Source organism: Variovorax sp. CF313 (assembly GCF_000282635.1).
Classification (GTDB): Bacteria; Pseudomonadota; Gammaproteobacteria; order Burkholderiales; family Burkholderiaceae_C; genus Variovorax.
This window is the reverse complement of the sequence record NZ_AKIW01000020.1, coordinates 21,592-44,711: the sequence shown is the minus strand read 5'-3', so window position 1 is coordinate 44,711 and position 23,120 is coordinate 21,592. Positions and strand designations below refer to the sequence as shown.

Annotated in this window: 20 protein-coding genes and 1 tRNA gene; 8 read left to right on the top strand and 13 right to left on the bottom strand. The window is 66.2% G+C overall.

Features of this window, described 5'->3' with window-relative positions; translation table 11 throughout:
* Positions 1-90 precede the first annotated feature (90 nt).
* Entirely contained in the window at positions 91-2,970 is a 2,880-nt protein-coding gene (locus tag PMI12_RS06415) for a valine--tRNA ligase (protein WP_007830328.1), read from the top strand.
* Positions 2,971-3,072: 102 nt separating this feature from the next.
* Complete coding sequence (gene galU, locus PMI12_RS06410; protein ID WP_007830327.1) at positions 3,073-3,963, top strand: UTP--glucose-1-phosphate uridylyltransferase GalU; 891 nt, start codon at positions 3,073-3,075, stop codon at positions 3,961-3,963.
* A 70-nt stretch (positions 3,964-4,033) separates the two neighbouring features.
* On the opposite strand, the gene PMI12_RS06405 is transcribed toward galU, so the two are convergent.
* The 3 genes from PMI12_RS06405 to cysM all read right to left on the bottom strand — a co-directional run bounded on the left by PMI12_RS06405 (position 4,034) and on the right by cysM (position 5,797).
* Positions 4,034-4,261 carry a sulfurtransferase TusA family protein gene (locus PMI12_RS06405; RefSeq protein ID WP_007830326.1) on the bottom strand — a complete coding sequence of 76 codons (228 nt, stop codon included), beginning with the start codon at positions 4,259-4,261 and terminating at the stop codon, positions 4,034-4,036.
* Complete coding sequence (locus PMI12_RS06400) at positions 4,251-4,826, bottom strand: NUDIX domain-containing protein (protein ID WP_007830325.1); 576 nt, start codon at positions 4,824-4,826, stop codon at positions 4,251-4,253. Before PMI12_RS06400 ends, PMI12_RS06405 begins: the two co-directional genes overlap by 11 nt.
* 68 nt (positions 4,827-4,894) lie before the next feature.
* Positions 4,895-5,797, bottom strand: coding sequence for a cysteine synthase CysM (gene cysM, locus PMI12_RS06395; protein WP_007830323.1), 903 nt, complete (start codon positions 5,795-5,797; stop codon positions 4,895-4,897).
* A gap of 42 nt (positions 5,798-5,839) precedes the next feature.
* Here cysM and PMI12_RS06390 point away from each other — a divergent pair.
* Positions 5,840-5,924, top strand: a tRNA-Leu gene (locus PMI12_RS06390).
* 124 nt (positions 5,925-6,048) lie between these two features.
* On the opposite strand, the gene PMI12_RS06385 is transcribed toward PMI12_RS06390, so the two are convergent.
* Positions 6,049-6,990 carry an NAD-dependent epimerase/dehydratase family protein gene (locus tag PMI12_RS06385; protein WP_007830321.1) on the bottom strand — a complete coding sequence of 314 codons (942 nt, stop codon included), beginning with the start codon at positions 6,988-6,990 and terminating at the stop codon, positions 6,049-6,051.
* Positions 6,991-7,066: 76 nt separating this feature from the next.
* Here PMI12_RS06385 and PMI12_RS06380 point away from each other — a divergent pair, with 76 nt between their 5' ends.
* Complete coding sequence (locus PMI12_RS06380) at positions 7,067-8,131, top strand: CDP-6-deoxy-delta-3,4-glucoseen reductase (protein WP_042672955.1); 1,065 nt, start codon at positions 7,067-7,069, stop codon at positions 8,129-8,131.
* Positions 8,132-8,148: 17 nt separating this feature from the next.
* Positions 8,149-9,129 (top strand): Bug family tripartite tricarboxylate transporter substrate binding protein, encoded by a 981-nt coding sequence (locus PMI12_RS06375; protein WP_007830317.1) that lies wholly within the window; start codon positions 8,149-8,151, stop codon positions 9,127-9,129.
* Here PMI12_RS06375 and PMI12_RS06370 read toward each other — a convergent pair.
* Positions 9,101-9,877: a Crp/Fnr family transcriptional regulator gene (locus PMI12_RS06370; RefSeq protein ID WP_007830315.1), complete on the bottom strand. Its 777-nt coding sequence runs from the start codon at positions 9,875-9,877 to the stop codon at positions 9,101-9,103. The genes PMI12_RS06375 and PMI12_RS06370 overlap by 29 nt on opposite strands.
* A gap of 155 nt (positions 9,878-10,032) precedes the next feature.
* On the opposite strand from PMI12_RS06370, the gene PMI12_RS06365 reads away from it, so the two are divergent.
* On the top strand, positions 10,033-12,228 hold the full coding sequence (locus PMI12_RS06365; RefSeq protein ID WP_007830313.1) for a xanthine dehydrogenase family protein molybdopterin-binding subunit: 2,196 nt from the start codon (positions 10,033-10,035) through the stop codon (positions 12,226-12,228).
* 11 nt (positions 12,229-12,239) lie between these two features.
* The gene (locus PMI12_RS06360) at positions 12,240-12,698 is read left to right on the top strand and encodes a (2Fe-2S)-binding protein (RefSeq protein WP_007830311.1); all 459 of its coding nucleotides are present in this window, start codon (positions 12,240-12,242) and stop codon (positions 12,696-12,698) included.
* A gap of 9 nt (positions 12,699-12,707) precedes the next feature.
* Here the strand turns inward: PMI12_RS06360 and PMI12_RS06355 are convergent, their stop codons facing one another.
* The 8 genes from PMI12_RS06355 to PMI12_RS06320 form a co-directional block, all read right to left on the bottom strand.
* On the bottom strand, positions 12,708-13,469 hold the full coding sequence (locus PMI12_RS06355; protein WP_042672979.1) for an ABC transporter ATP-binding protein: 762 nt from the start codon (positions 13,467-13,469) through the stop codon (positions 12,708-12,710).
* A gap of 16 nt (positions 13,470-13,485) precedes the next feature.
* A complete protein-coding gene (locus tag PMI12_RS06350; RefSeq protein ID WP_007830307.1) occupies positions 13,486-14,259 on the bottom strand; it encodes an ABC transporter ATP-binding protein in 774 nt (257 codons plus the stop codon).
* Positions 14,260-14,279: 20 nt separating this feature from the next.
* Positions 14,280-15,488: a branched-chain amino acid ABC transporter permease gene (locus PMI12_RS06345; protein ID WP_007830305.1), complete on the bottom strand. Its 1,209-nt coding sequence runs from the start codon at positions 15,486-15,488 to the stop codon at positions 14,280-14,282.
* A 10-nt stretch (positions 15,489-15,498) separates the two neighbouring features.
* A complete protein-coding gene (locus tag PMI12_RS06340) occupies positions 15,499-16,428 on the bottom strand; it encodes a branched-chain amino acid ABC transporter permease (protein ID WP_007830303.1) in 930 nt (309 codons plus the stop codon).
* A gap of 240 nt (positions 16,429-16,668) precedes the next feature.
* Positions 16,669-17,961, bottom strand: coding sequence for a replication-associated recombination protein A (locus PMI12_RS06335; RefSeq protein ID WP_007830301.1), 1,293 nt, complete (start codon positions 17,959-17,961; stop codon positions 16,669-16,671).
* Positions 17,962-17,971: 10 nt separating this feature from the next.
* Positions 17,972-18,604, bottom strand: a complete 633-nt coding sequence (gene lolA / locus PMI12_RS06330; RefSeq protein WP_007830299.1) for an outer membrane lipoprotein chaperone LolA — start codon at positions 18,602-18,604, stop codon at positions 17,972-17,974.
* Positions 18,605-18,766: 162 nt separating this feature from the next.
* Positions 18,767-21,199 carry a DNA translocase FtsK gene (locus PMI12_RS06325; RefSeq protein WP_007830297.1) on the bottom strand — a complete coding sequence of 811 codons (2,433 nt, stop codon included), beginning with the start codon at positions 21,197-21,199 and terminating at the stop codon, positions 18,767-18,769.
* Positions 21,200-21,299: 100 nt separating this feature from the next.
* Positions 21,300-21,974: a Crp/Fnr family transcriptional regulator gene (locus PMI12_RS06320; protein WP_007830295.1), complete on the bottom strand. Its 675-nt coding sequence runs from the start codon at positions 21,972-21,974 to the stop codon at positions 21,300-21,302.
* 180 nt (positions 21,975-22,154) lie between these two features.
* Between PMI12_RS06320 and trxB the strand changes: the two genes are divergently transcribed.
* Complete coding sequence (trxB, locus tag PMI12_RS06315) at positions 22,155-23,114, top strand: thioredoxin-disulfide reductase (RefSeq protein ID WP_007830294.1); 960 nt, start codon at positions 22,155-22,157, stop codon at positions 23,112-23,114.
* The last annotated feature ends 6 nt before the right edge of the window (positions 23,115-23,120 follow it).

Sequence of the window (23,120 nt, the reverse complement as noted above, 5' to 3'; positions counted from 1 at the left end):
GGCGGCCGTGACGCCGGGCCGCGCCGGTAAAATCGCGGGCTATCCCACCCTGCCTCCCCACGGCTCCCTGAAGGGCCGTTCCGTATTCCCATGAGCGAACCCACCACTTCTCCCGCCCAGCCTGGCCTGGACAGCCTTTCCAAATCGTTCGAGCCCGCCGCCATCGAGGCGCACTGGGGCCCCGAATGGGAGAAGCGCGGCTACGCCAAGGCCGGCTTCAGAGGCACGCAGCAACCGAAGGAAGGCGCCGAATCGTTCGCGATCCAGCTGCCGCCCCCCAACGTGACGGGCACGCTGCACATGGGCCATGCGTTCAACCAGACGATCATGGACAGCCTCGCGCGCTACCACCGCATGAAGGGCGACAACACGTTGTGGTTGCCGGGCACCGACCACGCGGGCATCGCCACGCAGATCGTGGTGGAGCGCCAGCTGCAGGAGCAAAAGCTCAGCCGCCATGACCTGGGCCGCAAGAACTTCGTGGCGCGCGTGTGGGAATGGAAAGAGAAGTCGGGCAACACCATCACCGAGCAGATGCGCCGCATGGGCGACACGGTGGACTGGAGCCGCGAATACTTCACGATGGACGACGATCTCTCGAAGGTGGTCACGCACACCTTCGTGAAGCTGTATGAAGAAGGCCTGATCTACCGCGGCAAGCGCCTGGGCAACTGGGACCCGGTGCTCAAGACCTCGGTGAGCGACCTCGAAGTCGAAAGCGAAGAGGAAGACGGCTCGCTCTGGCACATCGCCTATCCGCTGGAAGACGGCAGCGGCACGCTGACCGTGGCCACCACCCGGCCCGAGACCATGCTCGGCGACACGGCCGTGATGGTTCATCCGGAAGACGAGCGCTACAAGCACCTGATCGGCCAGCGCGTGAAGCTGCCGCTGGTCGACCGGCTGATCCCGATCATTGCCGACGACTACGTCGACAAGGAATTCGGCACCGGCGTGGTGAAGGTCACGCCCGCGCACGATTACAACGACTACGCCGTCGGCCAGCGCCACAAGCTCGAGATGATCGGCGTGCTCACGCTCGACGCGACCATCAACGACAACGCCCCCGAGAAGTACCGCGGCCTGGACCGCTTCGTGGCGCGCAAGGCCATCGTGGCCGACCTCGACGCGCTGGGCCTGCTGGTCGAGGTGAAGAAGCACAAGCTGATGGTGCCGCGCTGCGCGCGCTCGGGCGCCATCGTCGAACCGATGCTCACCGACCAGTGGTACGTGGCCATGACGCGCCCCGGCGCCGATGGTCAGTCGATCGCGCAGAAGGCCATCGACGTGGTGAAGTCGGGCGAGGTGCGCTTCGTGCCCGAGAACTGGGTCAACACCTACAACCACTGGATGGAGAACATCCAGGACTGGACGATTTCGCGCCAGCTCTGGTGGGGCCACCAGATTCCGGCCTGGTACGACGAGGATGGCAAGGTGTACGTGGCCGAGACCGAGGCCGACGCGCAGGCCAAGGCGCCGGGCAAGAAGCTCGTGCGCGACGAGGACGTGCTCGACACCTGGTACTCGGCGGCGCTGGTGCCCTTCTCCTCGCTGGGCTGGCCCGCGAAGACGCAAGACCTCGACCTGTACCTGCCCTCGACCGTGCTGGTGACGGGCTACGACATCATCTTCTTCTGGGTCGCCCGGATGATCATGATGACCAAGCACTTCACCGGCAAGGTGCCGTTCAGGGACGTGTACATCCACGGCCTGGTGCGCGACGCGCATGGCAAGAAGATGAGCAAGTCGGAAGGCAACGTGCTCGACCCGGTGGACCTGATCGACGGCATCCAGTTGCCCGCGCTGCTCGACAAGCGCACGCAGGGCCTGCGCAAGCCCGAGACAGCACCCGCAGTGCGCAAGAACACGCAGAAGGAGTTTCCGGACGGCATTCCGGCCTTCGGCGCCGATGCGCTGCGCTTCACCTTCGCGTCGCTGGCCTCGCTGGGCCGCAGCATCAACTTCGACTCGAAGCGCTGCGAGGGCTATCGCAACTTCTGCAACAAGCTGTGGAACGCCACGCGCTTCGTGCTGATGAACTGCGAAGGCCAGGACTGCGGCCTGCTGGAACACACGAAGGAAGACTGCAAGGTGGGTGGCAAGGCCCACGGCTACCTGAAGTTCAGCCGCGCCGATTTCTGGATCGTGTCGCAGCTGCAGCGCGTCGAGGCCGAGGTGGCCAGGGGCTTCGAGGAATACCGACTCGACAACGTGGCCACCGCGATCTACCAGTTCGCCTGGGACGAGTTCTGCGACTGGTACCTGGAAATCGCCAAGGTGCAGATCCAGACCGGCGACGAGGCGCAGAAGCGCGCCACGCGCCGCACGCTGATCCGCACGCTCGAGACGCTGCTGCGCCTCGCGCATCCGGTGATTCCGTTCATCACGGAAGAGCTGTGGCAGAAGGTATCGGCGGTTGCAGGACGTGAGGGCGAGTCGATCATGGTCGCCGCCTATCCGAAGAGCCAGCCCGAGAAGATCGACGAGGCGGCCGAGGCGCACGTGGCGCGGCTGAAGGCGCTGGTCGATGCATGCCGCACGCTGCGTGGCGAGATGAACGTGTCGCCGGCCACGCGACTGCCGCTCTACGCGGTGGCCGACGACGCCGAAGGCGCGGCCTTCCTGCGCGAATCGGCGCCGGTGCTCCAGGCGCTGGCAAAGCTCAAGGAAGTGAAGGTCTTCGACGACGAGGCTTCGTGGTCGGCCGCGGCCGAGGCGGCGCCCGTGGCGGTGGTCGGCGCTGCGCGCCTGTGCCTGCACATGGAGATCGACAAGGCAGCCGAGAAGCTTCGCATCGGCAAGGAAATCGCGCGCATCGAAGGCGAGATCGCGAAGGTAAACGGCAAGCTCGGCAACGAAGCCTTCGTTGCGAAGGCGCCGCCAGCGGTGATCGAGCAGGAACGCAAACGCCTGGCTGACTTCACGGCCATGCTGGAGCGTTTGCGCGATCAGCTTGTGCGTCTTGGCTGACACACGAGGGGCCGGGAAGGCGTTTAGGATGTTGAGAACGGTTTCGCACCGCGCCGTCACATCATCCTGCACCCCCTTTTGAAGAAAGACGCTGTACTGCCCATGTCCACTTCCTCGACCCGCATTCGCAAGGCCGTATTCCCCGTTGCAGGCTTTGGTACTCGCTTCCTGCCAGCCACCAAGGCACAGCCGAAGGAAATGCTGCCCGTGGTCGACAAGCCGCTGATCCAGTACGCCGTCGAGGAAGCCTACGCCGCGGGCATCCGCGACATGATTTTTGTGACCGGGCGCAACAAGCGTGCGATCGAAGATCACTACGACACCGCCTACGAACTCGAGAGCCAGCTCGAAGCCAGCGGCAAGGATGCGCTGCTCAACATCGCGCGCTCGGTGTCGCCCGACGACATGACATGCTCGTACGTGCGCCAGCCGCGCATGCTGGGCCTGGGCCATGCGGTGCTGTGTGCCGAGCACCTTGTGGGCAACGAACCCTTCGCCGTGCTGCTGGCGGACGACCTGATGGTCGGCCCCGAGGGCGGCCAGCCCGTGCTGGCGCAGATGACCGCGGTTTTCAGCCGCCTCGGCGGCTCGCTGCTTGCGGTGCAGGAAGTGCCGCTGGCGCACGTCAAGCGCTACGGCATCGTGGCCGGCGACGTGATCGAGGAAGGCCTGGTGAAGGTCAACCGCATGGTCGAGAAGCCCAAGCCCGAAGACGCGCCCTCGCGCCTGGGCGTGGCCGGCCGCTACATCCTCACGCCGGGCGTGTTCGACGAGATCCGCAACCAGCCCAAGGGCGCGGGCGGCGAGATCCAGTTGACCGACGGCATCGCCGCGCTGATGAAGAAGGAATCGGTCTACGCCTATTCGTACAAGGGCATCCGCTACGACTGCGGCAGCAAGGAAGGCTTCCTGCAGGCGTCGGTGGAACTGGCGCTGGCCCACCCCGAGGTGGGCGCGGAGTTTCGCGAATACCTCAAGAGCCTGAAGCTGTAGCCGCTTCTTCTTCGGGCGCCATCGCGAACGAAGGAAGGGCCGCTGACGCGGCCCTTTTCTTTTCTTTTTGTCAGCGCCGCTTCAGCACGTGGATGAAGTCGCCGCCCACGGTTTCCTGTGCCATCAGCTCGTTGCCCGTCTGGCGTGCGAAGGCCTGAAAGTCGCGGATCGATCCCGGATCGGTCGACACCACCTTCAGCAGCTGCCCGCTCGCCATCTCGTTGAGCGACTTCTTCGCCTTGAGGATCGGCAGCGGGCAGTTCAGCCCGCGCGTGTCGAGCTCGTGATCAACTTGCATTGCCCGGCTCCGGCGGCAGGTTCAGGCCGCGGCGGCGCTCTTCGTTCTCGGCCGCGGTGAAAAACACGGGCTCATGGCCGCGCGTGCGCAGCCAGTCGGCCAGCGCATAGCCAGTGCCAGCGGGCCAGCACTTGAGGTCGGGCAGGTCATAGAGGCGGTAATCCACCAGCTCGGGCGAAAGCTTCACCTCGCCATCGGCCACCACGTGGTACGCAATGATGATCTGGTTCATGCGCTGGAAGTCGTAGGCGCCGACGATCTTCGCGGCGCTGATGTCGAGGTTGGTTTCTTCCTTCACCTCGCGCGCAATGCCCTCCTCCGGCGTCTCGCCGGCCTCCATGAAGCCGGTGATCAGCGCAAACATCTTGCCGGGCCAGGCCGCATTGCGCGCCAGCAGCACCTGGCCGCGGTACTCGACGATGGCCGCGAGCACCGGGGTCGGGTTGTTCCAGTGCGTGTGGCCGCAGTTGGGGCAGCGCAGTCGCTCCTTGGGGCCGCCGTCTTCCATCAGCGCGATCCACTCGAGGGGCGTGGCACAGACTTGGCAGAACTTGGGGTGGGGCATGAAGTCTCTTTCTTTTCTTTCCGGCCACGAACGCACCTGGATGGCGCGCTGCGGCGGTTGCCTGCCGCTTATGCGGGGAAGACGCCGGTGGAGAGATAGCGGTCGCCGCGATCGCATACGACGAACACGATGGTGGCGTTCTCCACCGTCTTCGCCACCTGGAGCGCGGCCCACAGCGCACCGGCCGCCGAGATGCCACCGAAGATGCCCTCTTCGCGCGCGAGGCGCCGGCACATCTCTTCGGCGTCGTCCTGGCTCACGCTGATTTCTTCATCGACGCAGCTCGGGTCGTAGATCTTCGGCATGTACTCGGCAGGCCACTTGCGGATGCCGGGAATGCGCGAACCTTCGGCCGGCTGTGCGCCGATGATGCGCACTGCCGGGTTCTTCTCCTTGAGGAAGCGCGACACGCCGGTGATGGTGCCGGTGGTGCCCATGGCGCTCACGAAGTGCGTGATCTTGCCCTTGGTGTCGGCCCAGATCTCGGGGCCCGTGGTCTCGTAGTGGATGCGCGGGTTGTCGGGGTTGGCGAACTGGTCGAGCACCCGGCCCTTGCCCTGCGCCACCATCTGTTCGGCGAGATCGCGGGCGTATTCCATGCCACCGCTCTTGGGCGTGAGCACGAGCTCGGCGCCGAAGGCCTTCATGGTCTGGGCGCGTTCGATCGAGAGGTCCTCCGGCATGATCAGCACCATGCGATAGCCCTTGATGGCAGCGGCCATGGCCAGGGCAATGCCGGTGTTGCCGGAGGTGGCTTCGATCAGGGTGTCGCCGGGCTTGATCTCGCCGCGCTCCTCGGCGCGCTTGATCATCGAGAGGGCCGGCCGGTCCTTGACCGAACCTGCGGGATTGTTGCCCTCGAGCTTGCCGAGAATCACGTTGCCGCGCTTGGCGTTTTCTGCGGCGTGGATGCGCTGCAAGGCGACCAGGGGGGTCTTGCCGATGGCGTCTTCGATCGTCGGATAATTCATGGCAGCCACTGTGCCATAATTTTGGGCTTCGTTCAGAACCCTGCCCGGGTGGTGAAATTGGTAGACGCAGGGGACTCAAAATCCCCCACCGAAAGGTGTGCCGGTTCGATTCCGGCCCCGGGCACCACACTTTTGCTCTCCCCCAGGCTTCGCGCACTTCGTGTCGCTACGCCAACCCCCTTCCGGGGGCGACACCGGTGGCCCGGCGAAGCCGGTTCCACGGTGTCCCTGGAATGGGCCCCTTCCCCCCTTTATCTTGGCTCGGTCTGCTCGCGCAGCCCCGTATGCACCGTCGGGTGCGCAAGCCGCACCCGCAGTTCACGCTTCAGCCGCGTGTTGTCCAGCCGGCGCGATTCCCCCATGAAACTCAGCAGTTGCAGCGGCAGTTGCCGCTCGGCCTCGCCACGGGCCACTCGCGGCGGGCGGGGCATGCCGTACATGTCGGCGGCCAGGTCTACGTAGTCGCCCATGCGCAGTTCGGTGTCGTCCGAGGCATGCACGATGCGCTGCGGCTTGCCTCGAAACAGCGCGGCGATACAGGCGCGTGCGAGGTCGTCGGCGTGGATGTGGCTGGTGTAGACGTCGTCTTCGTGCCGCAGCACCGGCGTGCCGCGCTGCAGGCGGCCGCGCGGGGTGCCGTTTTCGCGGTCAGGGGCGTAGATGCCCGGAATGCGCAGGATGCTGGCGCGCACGCCCGCGCTGCGGCCCAGCCAGCGCACGGCGCGTTCAGCATCCACGCGGCGGTGGGAGCGCGGCGTGTCGGGGCGCACGCCGCGGGTTTCGTCGACGCGGGCGCCGCCGCAATCGCCGTACACGCCGCTGGTCGAACCGTAGACGAAAGCCGAAGGCAGCGACCGCAGGCGCAATGCCCGCGCCAGCTCGGTGGTGCGCTGGTCGCGCCACCAGGCGGCACCGCCATCGCGGGCGGGCGGCGCCAGGTGCAACACCCGCGTGGCGACGCCCGCCAGCCGGCGCAGGGTGGCCGCGTCGTCCAGATTGCCCACCAGCGGTCGGATGCGGGCCGCGCGCAGGGCGCCCACGCGGTCGGCCGACGAAGTAAGTGCCACCAGTTGCATGCGGCCGCGCAGATCGCGCGCCACGCGCTGGCCGATGTCGCCGCATCCGACGATCAGCAGGCGCTCGCGCCGGAACCGCGCTGGCAGAGCGCCGGAGGGGCTATTGATTGAAGGCAAAATCCTGTTCCTGTCCCAATTCAGTTGCTCACCGGGCTTCGTACGGCCCGCGAAGAGTTCACCTCGAAGAATACCGATGACTGCTACAGCACCGCACGAAGCGGGCTTTTCCATCCACGTCGAACCCAGTGGACGCCATTTCATGGTTCACGGCGACGAGACCATCCTCGCGGCGGGCATCCGGCAGGGCATCGGCCTTCCCTATGGCTGCAAGGACGGCGCCTGCGGCTCGTGCAAGTGCAAGAAGCTGTCGGGAGAGGTTACCCTGGGCCCCCATCAGAGCAAGGCCCTGAGTGCCGAAGAACAACTCGCCGGCTACGTGCTGACCTGCTGTGCGCACGCCCGGAGCGACGTGGTGCTCGAATCGCGACAGGTCACGGAAGCCGGCGCCCTGCCGATCCGCAAGATGCCGGTACGGGTGCAAGGCCTCACGCGCCTGTCGCACGACGTGATGATGGTGCGCCTGCAGTTGCCGGCCGGCGAGCCGCTGCAGTTCTACGCCGGCCAGTACGTGGAGTTCATCCTGCGCGATGGCGCACGCCGCAGCTACTCGATGGCCAATGCGCCGCACACGCTGGGCCAGCCCGGCACGGGCATCGAACTGCACCTGCGGCACCTGCCCGGCGGCAAGTTCACCGACCATGTGTTCGGCACGATGAAGGAAAAGGAAATCCTGCGCATCGAAGGCCCCTTCGGCAGCTTCTTCCTGCGCGAGGATTCCGGCAAGCCGATGATCCTGCTGGCCTCGGGGACGGGCTTCGCGCCGATCAAGGCGCTGCTCGAGCACATGAAATTCAAGGGCATCGAGCGGCCCGCCACGCTCTACTGGGGCGGCCGGCGGCCCGAAGACCTGTACATGGACGCCTGGGTGCGCGAGCAGACGGCGCAGATGCCGAGCCTGCGCTACGTGCCCGTCATTTCCAATGCCACGCCCGAAGACAACTGGACCGGCCGCACCGGCTTCGTCCATCAGGCCGTGCTGGAAGACTTCGCCGATCTGTCGGGCTACCAAGTCTATGCCTGCGGTGCGCCCATCGTGGTCGACTCGGCCAAGCGCGATTACGTAGCGCTGGCGGGCCTGCCCGAAGAAGAGTTTTTTGCCGACGCATTCACCACAGAGGCCGACAAGGCCCTTCCCTGAGACCCCCCAAAAAGACAATGAAGACGAGACACTTCCTCCTCACCCTGCTCGCCGGCGTCGCGGCCCTGCTGGGCACCAGCCAGGCGATGGCGCAGCAGCAACAGCGCCCGATCCGCCTCGTCGTGCCCTACGCGGCAGGCGGCCCGATCGACAACACCGCTCGCATCCTGGCCGAGCGCGTCAAGGACTCGCTGGGCCCGGTCATCATCGACAACAAGCCCGGCGCTGGCGGCAACATCGGCGCCGACATCGTGGCGAAGGCACCCGCCGACGGCCTGACGATCGGCATCGCGGCCACCGCGACCAACGCGGTGAACCCGTGGCTCTACAGCAAGATCCCGTTCAACGCCGCGACCGACTTCGCACCGATCACGCAGATGGTTCGCGTGCCCAACGTGCTGGTGATGAATGCCGACACGGCCAAGCGCCTGAATATCAACAGCGTGGCCGACCTGATCCGCTATGCCAAGGCCAACCCGGCCAAGCTCAACTATGGCAGCGGCGGCAACGGCAGCGCCGGCCATCTCGCGGGCGAGCTGTTCAAGAAGGAAGCGGGCATCTTCGCGCTGCACATCCCGTACAACGGCGGCAACCCGGCGCAGCTGGCGCTGATCTCGGGGCAGGTCGACTTCAACTTCGACAACCTCGCCACGGCGGCGCCGAACATCCGTTCGGGCAAGCTGAAGGCCATTGCGGTGACGACTCTGCAGCGCAGCAACGCGCTGCCCGACGTGCCGCCGATCGCCGACACGCTCAAGGGCTTCTCGATCGACACGTGGTGGGGCCTGGTGGCGCCGGCCGGCACGCCGCACGAGGTGGTCGTGAAGCTGAATCGGGCCTTCGTCGCCGCGCTGAATGCGCCGGAAACGAAGACCCGTTTCGCCTCGATGCTGGCCGAGCCGGTCGGCAACTCGCCCGAGCAGTTCGGCAGCTTCATGAAGAGCGAACTCGCCAAGTACGAGAAGGTGGTCAAGGCCACCGGGGCGAAGGTGGACTGACGAGGTCGTCCAGGGGCGCTGCGGCCTGCGTGTCGGTGGCCGCAGCCACGGCCGCCGCCGCTTCGGCCGCCCCGCTCTGGTACGTGCGCAGGCCTGCGAGGTCGAGCACTTCCACGCCGCCATGTTCGATGCGCAACAGGCCGTCGTGCTGTAGCGCATGCAGCGCGCGGTTGGCACGCTGGCGCGACACCGCCGACAAGAGGCCGATCTCGTCCTGGCTCAGCCGCACGAAGCGGGTGGCACGCGGATAGAGGATGGGGTCGAACAGGCTGGCCAGGCAGCGCGCCACGCGCGCGTCGGGGCCGAGCAGCCGATCGAATTCCATGAGGCCGATGAACAGGCTCAGTCGCGCATTGATGTGTAACAACAGAAACCGATTGAAGTCGATGCTGGTGGACATCAGCCGCTCGAAGCTGCGCCGCGGCACGCAAGCCACGCGCGTGGGCCGCAGCGCCACGCCGTCGTAGCGCCAGCATCCGGGGGTGAGCAGCGAGCCTTCGCCGCTCCAGCCTCCAGCGGTCACGCCGGTGAAGGTTGAGACGCGCCCGTCGGGCAGCGACACCGACATCTTCAGCAGGCCATCCATCACGCCGATCCAATGATCGGCCGGCTCGCCGCGCCGCACGACGAAGCCGCCGGCCGGCACCACGCGCTCGTGCGACTCCTGGACGACGTGGTCGAGTTCGTCGTCCGTGAGCGCGCGCGCCCACAAGCTCTCGCGAAGCATGTTCTCCAACGCGTTCGACATCGCGCCTCCTGCTGTCGTCCCTCGTGACATCGCATCGGCCGATCCGTCGCAGGCGCCGGTCGGCGGGGACCGTAAGAAATGTCGTTGCAACGACATCTTCGGCGCGGCGATGGTGCCACAGTCATCCGCGTTCGCCAAACAACAAGGAGACAACGATGAAGCGTTCGAACAAGGACCCGCGCCCCGCGCGCGGACCGGACGGCGGGGATGCGCACGGCCTGCGCCGGCGCGACGTGCTGGGCTACGCCACGGCCGCACCGCTGGCATCGGCGGCGGCTGGCATCGCTGGGCTCGGTGCCCTCACGGCGCCCGCCTCCGCGGTGGCCGCACTGCTGCCCATGACCCCGCCCGACACCACCGACCTGATCGACATCGGCGACGCGGTCACGCTGACGTCCCTGCCGACCATGCCGCTGGTGAAGGTGACGAACACCGGCGACGGCCGCGTGCGCCTGGCGCTGCCGCGCCTCGAAGTGGGCCAGGGCATCGCCACGGCCAGCGCGATGATGCTGGCCGACAAGCTGCGCCTGCCGCTGAGCGCGATCGAGGTCACATCGGCCGACGCGAGCCCCGAGCTGATCTGGAACCAGCTCACCGGCGGCTCGTCGAGCGTGCGTTCGATGCATGCCGGCATGCCGACGCTGGGCGGCCTCGGCGGCCTGCTCTCGGGCTCCACGCCCTCGGTGGTCGGCCAGCGCGTGACGCGGCTCGACGCACTCGACATCGTCACCGGCCGCAAGAAGTTCACGCTCGACCAGGCGGTGCCCGGCGCCAAGCCGACGATGGTGCGGCGCCCGCCGACCATCAACGGCAAGTTCGTCGGCATCAACAACCTGAACACGGTGATGGGCATGCCGGGCGTGATCGGCGTGGTGCCGATTCCCGCCACCAACGGCATCACGCCGACGCCGCCGGGCGTGGCGGTGATGGCCGAGACCTTCGGCCAGGCCTGGGCCGCGGTGAACGCGCTCGACGTGACCTGGGGCGCCGGCCCGCTCGACGGCGAGTCGAACGCCACCATCATGAGCAAGCTGAAGTCGTCGCTGCTGCCTTTTGCGCTGCCGCCGCTGGGCGCGCTGACGGTCGAGGCCGAGTTCGAGTTCGCGCCGGCCGCGCACTGCCCGATGGAAGTCGAATGTGCGATTGCGGACGTGCGAGCGGATCGTGCCGAAATCTGGGCCGGGCTGCAGAGCCCCATCGTCACCCAGCAGGCAGTGGCCGCCGAGCTGGGCCTGCCGCTAAACAAGGTTGTCGTGCATGTGGTGCCCTCGGGCGGCTCGTTCGGGCGGCGCCTGTTCTGGGACCCGGTGCTGCAGGCGATCCAGGTGGCGAAGGCGCTGGGGCGCCCCTGCCGCCTGATGTACCACCGCACCGACGACATGCGCCACACGCGCATCCGCCCGCCGATCTACCAGAAGGCACGCGCCACGATGCTGCTGGGCCAGGTCATCGCCTTCGAGCAGCGCATCGCCAGCGTGCGGCTGGACACGCGCCACGGCTTCGGCAACATGCTCGAGGCCGCCGCCATCGCACTGCCCAATGCCTTCCCGCAGACGGTGGGCAACTTCGCGATCGAGCAGGTGATGTTCAAGACCATGGTGACCTCGCCCTACAACTTCGGCGTCACGACCAAGCTGCTGACGCCGGTGCCGATGGACATGAACACCTGCTCGTACCGCTCGGTGCACATCCAGCCCGCACGGCTGGTGGAAGAGATCCTGGTCGACGAGATGGCCCGCGCCGCGGGCAAGGACCCGGTCGCCTTCCGGCTCGAGTACCTGCGCCTGCCGCGCGCCCGCGCGGTGCTCAAGGCGGTGGCGGAGGCGGCGCAGTGGGGTAAGGCGATGCCGGCGGGCTTTGCGCAGGGCGTGGGCGTGCACCAGGAGTCGAAGTCGTTCACAGCTTGCATCGTCGAGATCGACGCGCGGGTGCCGTCTGCCGCGAAGGTGGTGCGCGCCACGATCGCGATCGACGTCGGCACGCCGATCAACCCCTCGGGCATCGAGGCGCAGCTCCAGGGCGGCCTGTGCGAATCGATCGCGCTGGTGCTGTCGGCGGGGCTGCACATCCAGAACGGCCTGCCGCTGGAAGGCAGCTACTCGCAGTACCACTTCTCGCGCATGAAGCACTACCCGAAGGACGTGAAGGTCATCATCCTGCCGGCCAACGGCGAGGCCATCGGCGGGCTGGGCGAGGTCGGCCTGTCGGCGAGCTCGGGCGCCATCGCCAATGCCTACGCGCGCGCCACCGGCATCAAGCCGCGCAGCTTCCCGCTGAACTTTCCGGTCGACTTCACGCCGATCCCGCCGGGCAAGCTGCCCACGCCCGTCAACGTTCCGATCCCCGCCTGAGGAGACCCGCCATGCCTGTGCAATCTTTCAAGGTGAACGGCCAGAACGTGGACGTCGAGGCGCCCGACGACCTGGCGCTGCTGTGGGTGCTGCGTGACAAGCTCGGCATCACCGGCCCGAAGTACGGCTGCGGCATCAACGTGTGCAAGGCCTGCACCTGCCACGTCGACGGCAAGGCCGTGACGACCTGCTCGGTGCGCGTGTCCGACGTGCGCGGCCGCCAGGTGACGACCATCGAGGGCCTGGCCAACGGCAACACGCTGCACCCGGTGCAGCAGGCCTGGATGAACCTCGACGTGCCTCAATGCGGCTTCTGTCAGCCGGGGCAGATCATGGCGGCGGTGGACCTGCTGCGCCGCACGCGCAACCCGACGGACGCCGACATCGACGCCATCGAGAACGTGTGCCGCTGCGGCACCTACGGCCGCATCCGCGAGGCCATCAAGGCTGCGGCGGCGGCAATGGGGTAGGAGGCTTGCTTATTCGCCGAGGTAGGCGGCCCGCACGCGCGGGTCGCTCAGCAGGGCCTTGGCTTCACCGTTCATGGTGATCAGGCCTGACTCCATCACGTAGCCGCGGTCGGCCAGCTGCAGCGCGCGGTTGGCGTTCTGCTCGACCAGCAGGATGGTCACGCCCTGCGAGGCCACGGTCTGCACCACCTCGAAGATCTTGTCGCACATGATCGGCGACAGGCCCATCGTCGGCTCGTCGAGCAGCAGCACCTTGGGGCGAGCCATCAGCGCGCGGCCCATGGCCAGCATCTGCTGCTCGCCGCCCGACATCGTGCCGGCCAGCTGGTCCTTGCGCTCGCGCAGGCGCGGGAAGGTGACGAACACGCGCTCCATGTCGCTCGCGATGGCGGCCTTGTCCTTGCGGATGTAGGCGCCGATCTGCAGGTTCTCGGTGATGGTCATGCGCGTGAACACGCCACGGCCTTCGGGCACCATCACGAGGCCCTCTTCCACTAGGTCCCACGCACCGCGGCCCTTGATGCTGCGGCCCAGGAATTCGATGTTGCCGGCTCCGGCCGGCAGCGTGCCGGTGATGGCCTTCATGGTGGTGGTCTTGCCGGCGCCGTTGGAGCCGATCAGCGACACCAGTTCGCCTTCGCGCACTTCGAAGTCCACGCCCTTCACGGCCTGGATGCCGCCGTAGCCGACCCTCAGGCCGGTGACCTTCAGCAGCGTCTTGCCGGCCGCCTTGGCTTGCGCGGCGGTGGACGAGGTTTCTTGTTCGCTCATGGTTGCGGTGCTCATGTCAGTGGCCTCCGGTGCCGAGGTAGGCCTCGATCACCTTCTCGTTCTTCTGCACGTCCACCGGGGTGCCTTCGGCAATCTGCTTGCCGTAGTCCAGCACGGTGACGCGGTCGCACAGGCCCATGATGAGCTTGACGTCGTGTTCGATGATCAGGATGGTGCGGTTGTCGCGGCGAATGCGGTCGATCAGCTCGCGCAGCGCGACCTTCTCGGTGGAATTCATGCCGGCGGCCGGCTCGTCGAGCGCAATGAGCTGCGGGTCGGTGGCCAGTGCGCGGGCGATCTCCAGGCGGCGCTGGTCGCCGTACGACAGCGTGCGCGCCTTGTAGTCAGCAAATTTGCCGATGCCGACGTAGTCGAGCAGTTCATGCGCGCGGTCGGCAATGGCCTTTTCCTCGGCCTTGAAGCCGCCGGTGCGGAACATCGCGCCGAGCACGCCCGAGTGCGTGCGGATGTGGCGCCCGACCATCACGTTCTCCAGCGCCGTCATTTCGGCGAAGAGGCGGATGTTCTGGAAGGTGCGCGCAATGCCTGCCTTGGCCACTTCATGCACGGCCGTCGGCTGGTAGGGCTTGCCGGCCAGCTCGAAGGTGCCGCTGTCGGGCGTGTACAGCCCGGTGATCACGTTGAAGAAGGTGGTCTTGCCAGCGCCGTTCGGGCCGATCAGTCCGTAGACCTGGCCGCGCTTGATGGTGATGCCCACGTCGGAGAGGGCCTGCAGCCCGCCGAAGCGTTTGGAAATGCCGCGGACGTCGAGGATGGTGTCTGTCGTCATGTTGATTTTTCCTTCGGCGTTCAGGGATTGATCGACATGGGACGCGAAGCCGCACCCGGCAATTCGTCGGCGGGCGTATCGATGCCCGGCGCATGCGTTTGCAGCGATCCGGGGGCCACGGCCGCGTGGGCCGGGTCGACGGGCACTGCGCCCTTCCTGGTCAGCGTCTTGCCGTGTTCCGGCGAGGGCCAGAGGCCGCGCGGACGCACCAGCATGATGACGATCATGGCCAGCGCGATGAACAGCTGGCGCAGGATGGAGGCGTCGAGGCGGCCATCGGTCAGCGACTGCAGCGGGCCGGCGACATAGCGCAGCACTTCGGGCAGTGCGGCCAGCAGCACGGCACCGAGGACGACGCCGGGCAGGTGCCCGATGCCGCCGAGCACCACCATCGCGACGATCATCACCGACTCCATCAGGCTGAAGGACTCGGGCGACACGAAGCCCTGGAAGGCCGCGAACATCGCGCCCGACACGCCGCCGAAGCTGGCGCCCATGCCGAAGGCCAGCAGCTTCATGTTGCGGGTGTTGATGCCCATTGCCTTGGCCGCGATCTCGTCTTCGCGAATGGCCATCCAGGCACGGCCGACGCGCGAAGTCTGCAGGCGGTGTGAAATGATGATCGTGGCGATCACCAGCGCCAGGAACAGGTAGTAGTACAGCGAGACCGAGGAGATCGAAAAGCCGTCGAACTTCCATGCCTTGCCGAGGTCGAGGCCCCAGAACTTGATGGAGTCGATGGCGGTGATGCCCTTCGGACCGTTGGTGATGTTCACCGGCTGGTCGAGGTTGTTCAGGAACACGCGGATGATTTCACCGAAGCCGAGCGTGACGATGGCGAGGTAGTCGCCGCGCAGCTTGAGCGTGGGGGCGCCGAGCAGCACGCCCAGGCAACCAGCCACCGCAAGGGCCAGCGGAATCACGATCAGCAGCGAGGTGTGCAGCCCGTTCGGGAACATCTGTGCGAACCACGGGAAGGTCTCGCTCAGGTGCGACGAGCCCATCAGTGCGTACAGGTAGGCCCCGATCGCGAAGAAGGCCACGTAGCCCAGGTCGAGCAGGCCGGCATAGCCGACCACGATGTTCAGGCCCAGTGCCAGCATCACGTAGAGCAATGCGATGTCGGCGATGCGCACCCAGGCGTTGCCCTGCATCTGCAGCAGCAGGGGCAGCGCGAGCACGGCGACGATGCCGATGATGTAGAAGGCGAGGTTCTTGCTGTTTTTCATGGCTCGTTCCTCAGGCACGGTCCGCCACGCGTTCGCCGAGCAGGCCGGACGGACGCAGCGTGAGCATGACGATCAGCACGATGAACGCGAAGATGTCGCTGTAGTTGCTGCCGAGCACGCCGCCCGTCAGCGTCCCGATGTAGCCCGAGCCGATGGCTTCGATGAGGCCCAGCAGGATGCCGCCGACCACCGCACCGGCGAGGTTGCCGATGCCGCCGAACACGGCCGCAGTGAAGGCCTTGAGGCCGGGCAGGAAGCCCATCGCGTGCTGCGCGATGCCGTAGTTCGACGCGTACATCACACCGGCAATGGCTGCGAGCACGGCACCGATGATGAAGGTGGCCGAGATCACCATGTCTGGCCGGATGCCCATGAGTGCCGCCACACGCGGGTTCTCCGCGGTGGCGCGCATCGCGCGGCCGAGCTTGGTGTAATTGACCAGCCACATCAGCACCACGAGCGAGAACGCCGTGACGCTGAGGATCATGACCTGCGTCGGCGAGATCACCGCGCCGCCCACATGGATGGGATCGGTGGGTAGGAGATTGGGATAGGCCTTGTTGGTCGGCTTCCAGATGATCATTGCCAGCGTCTGCAGCAGGATCGACATGCCGATGGCCGTGATCAGCGGCGCGAGCTTGGGACTGTTGCGCAGTGGTCGGTAGGCCACCTTCTCGATCACGAAGTTGAGGGTTGCCGCGACGACGCAGGCAATGATCAACGCGATGAGGAGGATCAGCCAGCCCGGGGTGTTGGGCATGCCGTCCTTCATGAGCCCGATGATGGTCCAGCTCGTGAGCGCCCCCACCATCAGCACTTCTCCGTGCGCGAAGTTGATCAGATTGATGATGCCGTACACCATGGTGTAGCCCAAGGCTATCAAGGCATACATGCTGCCCAGTACCAGACCGTTGATGATCTGCTGCAGCAAAATGTCCATAACGCGATTTCCTATGTGTTGCACCGTTGCGGGGTGCCATTCACCCGCCGGGCACCGGTTTGGCGCCCCTGGGTTGACAAGCAAAAAACCAGCCAACATGTGTCGCCGGCGGATTTGTGGGCGGGATTGTAGTCATGCACCAGCGTCGATTTGGTGCGCGGCGACCGGGGTTTACCCGCTCACGTCATGCTGTATGCGCGTGGGGCCATGCACGCTTTGCAAGCGTGCTGCAAGCAAGTATCAGCCGTTGCCTTCGGCGTTCCGGCGGCGCAGATCGCGCAGCTTTTCCGCGATGCGAATCTCGAGTCCACGCTCGACGGGCTCGTAGAAGACCTGGCCTTCCAGCCCCTGCGGAAGGTAGCGCTCGCCGGCGGCGAAACCGCCCTCCTCGTCGTGCGCATAGCGGTAGCCCTTGCCGTAGTCGAGCTCTTTCATGAGCTTGGTGGGCGCATTTCGCAGGTGCATGGGCACGGGTCGCGTGCTGTCCGTCTTCACGAGGGCGCGCACCGCGTTGTAGGCCTTGTAGACGGCATTCGACTTGGGAGCGATGGCGAGATAGACCACGCACTCGGCCAGCGCCAGTTCGCCCTCGGGGGTACCCAGCCGCTCATAGACCTCTGCCGCATCGAGCGCCAGGCGCAGTGCGCGCGGATCGGCCAGGCCGATGTCTTCGCTGGCCATGCGCACCAGCCGGCGCGCCATGTAGCGCGGATCGGCGCCGCCGTCGAGCATGCGCACGAACCAGTAGAGCGCGGCGTCGGGGTCGCTGCCGCGCACGGATTTGTGCAGTGCGCTGATGGTGTCGTAGAACTGTTCGCCGCCCTTGTCGTAGCGCCGCATGCGCTCGCCGAGCACCCGCAGCAGCCACTCGTCGGTGATGTGGTCGAGCTTTTCGGCGCGGGCCGCGACCGCGAGTGTTTCGAGGGTGTTGAGCAGCCGGCGCGCATCGCCGTCGGCATAGGCCACGAGGCGATCGACCGCCGCGGCGTCGATGGCGGGCACGGCCTGGATGGCCTGCGCGCGCGCCACGATCTGCTTGAGGTCGTCTTCGCCGAGCGACTGCAGCACATACACGGCGGCGCGCGAAAGCAACGCCGAGTTGACCTCGAACGAAGGGTTCTCGGTGGTCGCGCCGATGAAGGTGAAGAGGCCCGACTCCACATGCGGCAGGAAGGCGTCCTGCTGGCTCTTATTGAAGCGGTGCACCTCGTCCACGAAGACGATGGTGCGCTGCTGCTCCAGTCCGTCGCGCGCGGCAGTGGCCCGCTCTACCGCTTCGCGGATGTCCTTCACGCCGCCGAGCACCGCGCTGATGCTCAGGAACTGCGCGTCGAACGCATCGGCCATGAGCCGCGCGATGGTGGTCTTTCCGGTGCCCGGCGGCCCCCAGAGGATGCAGGAATGCGGCTGGCCCGATTCGAACGCGATTCGCAGCGGCATGCCCGGGCCGAGCAGGTGCTGCTGGCCGATGACCTCGCCCAGCGTCCTGGGACGCAGGCGCTCGGCAAGGGGTTGGTGGGCGGTGGTGGCCAAGCCTGTGGGTTTATTGCTTGACGACGTCTGCGCCGGCCGGCGGCTTGAAGTCGAACACGCTCGCCGGCAGCGAAGGATTCACCTCGACCTTGCCGAACTTGAGCACCGAGCGCTGGCCAAAGCTGTCGAGGATTTCGAGCGCTGCCAGCGCCTCGCCCTGGAAGCCGACCTGAACGCTCTGCAGCTGGCCGTCCTTGTTCTTCGGCGTGGCCTTGACCCATTGCAGGCCATCGCGCTCCGGCGCGGCCTCGAGAGTGAAATCGGCCTGCAGGGCCTTCAGGTCGGGCGCCGCGGCGATCAGCGCCGCCGGCGTGGAGCCCAGCGCCTGCGCCTGCGCGCGCTGCGTGACCTGGTTCAGGTCGGCGTCGTAGAGCCACAGCGTCTTGCCGTCGGCCACGATGACCTGCGCAAAGGGCTTCTGGTAGTCGAACTTGAATTTGCCGGGGCGCTGGAATTCGAAGGTGCCGCTCGAGGTCTTGGTGCGGCCTGGTTGCCCTTCGCGCGCCGGGGCGGTCACGGTCTGGGTGAAATCGGCGCGGCCGGACTTGACCGTCCTGACGAAGGTTTCAAGGCTTTCGAGCCCGCCGGCCCAGGCGTTGGCGGAACTCAGGAGGCCGATCAACAGCCAATGACGCAATTTCAATTTGGATTCCTCGCTTGGAAAAGCTGTGGCATTGGCATCGACCCTAACCGCCGCGAATTGCGGCAGCAGCAGGGCTTCATGAAGATTTGCAATGCCGATGGGCGTTTTTGCAAATTGCCTTTCAGCACGTAACCTGAATCTTGAGAACCACAGCGCGGCGAATTACTCTGCCGCGCGCGCGGGCACCAGAATTTCGCGCTGGCCGCTGCCACTCATCGCACTGACCAGGCCGGCCTTTTCCATGTCCTCGACGAGGCGCGCGGCGCGGTTGTAGCCGATCTTCAGGTGGCGCTGCACCAGCGAGATGCTGGCCTTGCGGTTCTTGAGCACGACTTCGACCGCCTGGTCGTACATCGGGTCTTTCTCGCCGTCGCCACTGCCCAGCAGGTCGCCTTCACCGTCGCCATCGACCGTGCCGCCTTCGAGCACGCCCTCGATGTAGTCGGGCTCGCCCTGGCTCTTGAGATAGGCCACCACGCGGTGCACTTCCTCATCGCTGACGAAGGCCCCGTGCACGCGGATCGGCAGGCCCGTGCCGCTGGGCATGTAGAGCATGTCGCCCATGCCCAGCAGCGCCTCGGCGCCCATCTGGTCGAGGATGGTGCGGCTGTCGATCTTGCTCGACACCTGGAACGCGATGCGGGTCGGGATGTTGGCCTTGATGAGGCCGGTGATCACGTCGACGCTCGGGCGCTGGGTGGCAAGAATGAGGTGGATGCCGGCGGCACGCGCCTTCTGCGCGAGACGGGCGATCAGCTCTTCGATCTTCTTGCCGACCACCATCATCAGGTCGGCCAACTCGTCGATGACCACGACGATGTGCGGTTCGCGCCGCAGCGGCTCCGGATCGTCCGGTGTGAGGCTGAAGGGGTTGTAGATGAACTCCTCGCGCGCCTTGGCTTCGTCGATCTTGGTGTTGTAGCCGGCCAGGTTGCGCACGCCGAGCTTGCTCATGAGCTTGTAGCGGCGCTCCATCTCGGCCACGCACCAGTTCAGGCCGTGCGCCGCCTGGCGCATGTCGGTGACCACGGGCGCCAGCAGGTGCGGAATGCCTTCGTAGACCGACATTTCGAGCATCTTCGGGTCGATCATCAGCAGGCGAACGTCGCGTGCCTCGGCCTTGTAGAGCAGCGAGAGGATCATCGCGTTGATGCCCACCGACTTGCCCGAACCGGTGGTACCGGCCACCAGCACGTGCGGCATCTTCGCGAGGTCGGCCACCACCGGGTTGCCGATGATGTCCTTGCCGAGGCCCATGGTGAGCATCGACTTGCCTTCGTTGTAGATCTGTGAGCCCAGGATTTCGCTGAGCTTGATCGACTGGCGCTTGGCGTTCGGCAGCTCAAGCGCCATGTAGTTCTTGCCCGGGATTGTCTCGACCACGCGGATCGACACCAGCGAGAGCGAGCGTGCGAGGTCCTTGGCAAGACCGAGGATCTGCGAGCCCTTGACGCCCGTGGCGGGCTCGATCTCGTAGCGCGTGATGACGGGACCGGGCGAAGCGAGCACCACGCGCACCTCGACGCCGAAGTCCTTGAGCTTCTTCTCGATCATGCGCGAGGTCATCTCGAGCGTGTCGGCCGACACTGTTTCCTGGCGCGCCTGCGCGGCGTCGAGCAAGTCGACCTGCGGCAGCTTGCTGTCGGGCAGTTCCTTGAAGAGCGGCTTCTGGCGCTCCTTGACGACGCGGTCGCTCCTGGGCACTTCGGTCATCGCGGGCTCGATCTGCACCGGCGGCGATGGCGGGCGGCGCTTGGGGCGCGGCTCGATATGGATTTCGTCCTCGTCGTCGAAGGCGCCACCTGACGACGAAACCAGCGAGGGCTCCGCCCTGGCCGCGTCGTCGCGCGTGAACGCTGGTTCGTCGGCCTCGGCACGCTCGCGGGCGGCCTGCTTGCCCATGGCGATGTCGGCCGCCATTTCGCGTTTCTCGCGACGCGACTCGAACAGCGAATAGGCACGCGCGCCGATGCGCTCGGCGATCAGGCTCCAGGAGAAACGGAACACCAGCGCCGAGCCGATCACGCCGCCGGCGATGGCCACCAGCGCCGATCCAGTGAAGCCCATCCAGCGCACGCTGGCCGGCCCCACGAGATAGCCCAGCGCGCCGCCGCCGGAACCCGGCAGATGCGCCTCGAGCCGGTACAGGCGCGACCATTCGAGCATGGTGCTTGCGCACAGCAGCAGGACGAGGCCAAACCAGAAGGCAAGACGGCTGCGATTGAAGCGCCCACGCGGCGCCGGTTGCTCGGCGGATGCAGGCTCGCCGCCGCGCAGCCAGTTGGCCAGCGAAGAGAGCCATGCGCGCAGTCCGGCGAAAAGGCACCACCACACGGAATAGCCGGCAAGGTAATAGCTGCCATCGGCCAGCCAGGCGCCGATGCGGCCGCCCCAGTTCTTGATTTCTCCCCCTGTGCCCGAGGTCGACCAGGCGGCGTCCGAAGGCGTGAAGCTCAGCATCGCGAGCAGCCAGAACAACAGCGCCGCGAATCCTGCGATCAGCGTGATCTCATGGGCGAAGCGCATGGCGCGCATGCGCACGGGTTGCCCCTCGGCGGCGGAAGAAGATTGAAGCGTATTGAGCGAATAGGTCATGAAAAACACGGCGCCCGGCCCGGAAAAGCGGGGGCCGGAAGCACGAACACTACAACAAAAGGCCAGGACCGCCGGCAGCGGCGGACCCGGCCCTGGAGGTTCAAGCCAACGACAGGAGCCGTTCCTTGACGATCATCGACCCGTCATCCAGGGTTTGCACGAAACCTCGCTCTTCGAGGTCCTTCATCACACGGCTGACCATTTCGCGTGAAGCGCCCACCATCTTGGCCAGGTCCTGGCGGGAAATCTTGTCGCGCACCTTGAGATTGCCGGCGCCGTCCTCGACGGCGAACTCGAGCAGCGAGCGGGCCACGCGGCCGTAGACGTCCATCAGCGCCAGCGACTCGATCTTGCGGTCGGCATGGCGCAGGCGCTGCACCAGGCCACGCATGATGTTGTAGGCCATCGAGGAATTCTCGGGCAGGCAGCGCGCGAAGGCGTCGCGGCCCAGCATGAGCACGTCGCACTGGATTTCGGTGCGCACCGTGGCCGAGTGCGGCTCGTCGTCGATGAGGCTCATCTCGCCCAGGTAGTCGCCGGGGTGCAGCGTGGCGAGGATGACCTCGCGCCCGCGGCTGTCGGCGCTGGTGACGCGCGCGCGGCCGGTCAGGATGATGTAGAGCGCATCGGACTTCTTGCCCTGCTCCACCACGACCTCCGCGCGCTTGAAGCGCTTCTTGATGATCGCGTCCGCGATGCTGGCGGACTGCGTGGCCGTCAGCGACGCGAACAGCGGAACGCGCCGAAGCAATTCGAGGTTGGAAAGCATCGACATTTATCAATCCCTGATACAGCGCGCAGAGCAGTCCGAAGAGCAAGCCGATGGATTACTACAATCGCGCGCATTGAAAACACCGTTTACCCGGTGTTGAACCGGGCAGTGATACTCCATATATATCGCTACCACCCTGAAAATGTACACGCTGAAGCAGCGTATATCTTAGGTTTTCTACTCATGTCCGCTCCTCGACACGCCAAGGTTTTGATTCTCGGCTCCGGCCCGGCCGGCTATACCGCAGCCGTCTACGCAGCCCGCGCAAACCTTCAGCCCCTGCTCATCACCGGCATCGCCCAGGGTGGGCAATTGATGACCACCACCGAGGTCGACAACTGGCCGGCCGACGTCCACGGCGTGCAGGGCCCCGACCTGATGCAGCGCTTCCTGGAGCACGCCGAGCGTTTCAAGACGCAGATCGTTTTCGACCACATCAACAAGGTCGACCTGGGCAAGCGCCCCTTCACCCTCACCGGCGACAGCGGCACCTACACCTGCGACTCGCTGATCATTGCCACGGGTGCTTCCGCGAAGTACCTGGGCATCGATTCCGAACAGAAGTTCATGGGCCGCGGCGTCTCCGCCTGCGCGACCTGCGACGGCTTCTTCTACCGCGAGCAGGAGGTCTGCGTGATCGGAGGCGGCAACACCGCTGTCGAAGAAGCGCTCTACCTCGCCAACATCGCGAACAAGGTGACGCTGGTGCATCGCCGCGACAAGTTCCGCGCCGAACCCATCCTGATCGACAAGCTCAACGAGAAGGTCGCCGAAGGCAAGATCGTGCTGAAGCTGCACAACGAACTCGACCAGGTGCTCGGCGACGACTCGGGCGTGACGGGCATCCGGATCAAGAACACACAGAGCGGAGCCACCGAGCAGATCGACCTCAAGGGCTGCTTCATTGCCATCGGGCACCATCCCAACACCGACATCTTCCAGGGCCAGCTGGAGATGAAGGACAACTACATCCTGACCCGCTCGGGCCTGCAGGGCTTCGCCACGATGACCAGCATTCCGGGCGTCTTTGCCGCCGGCGACGTGCAGGACAACGTGTACCGCCAGGCCATCACGAGCGCGGGCACCGGCTGCATGGCGGCACTCGACGCTCAGCGATTCCTGGAGCAGGACGGCACGCTGTAACCGGTG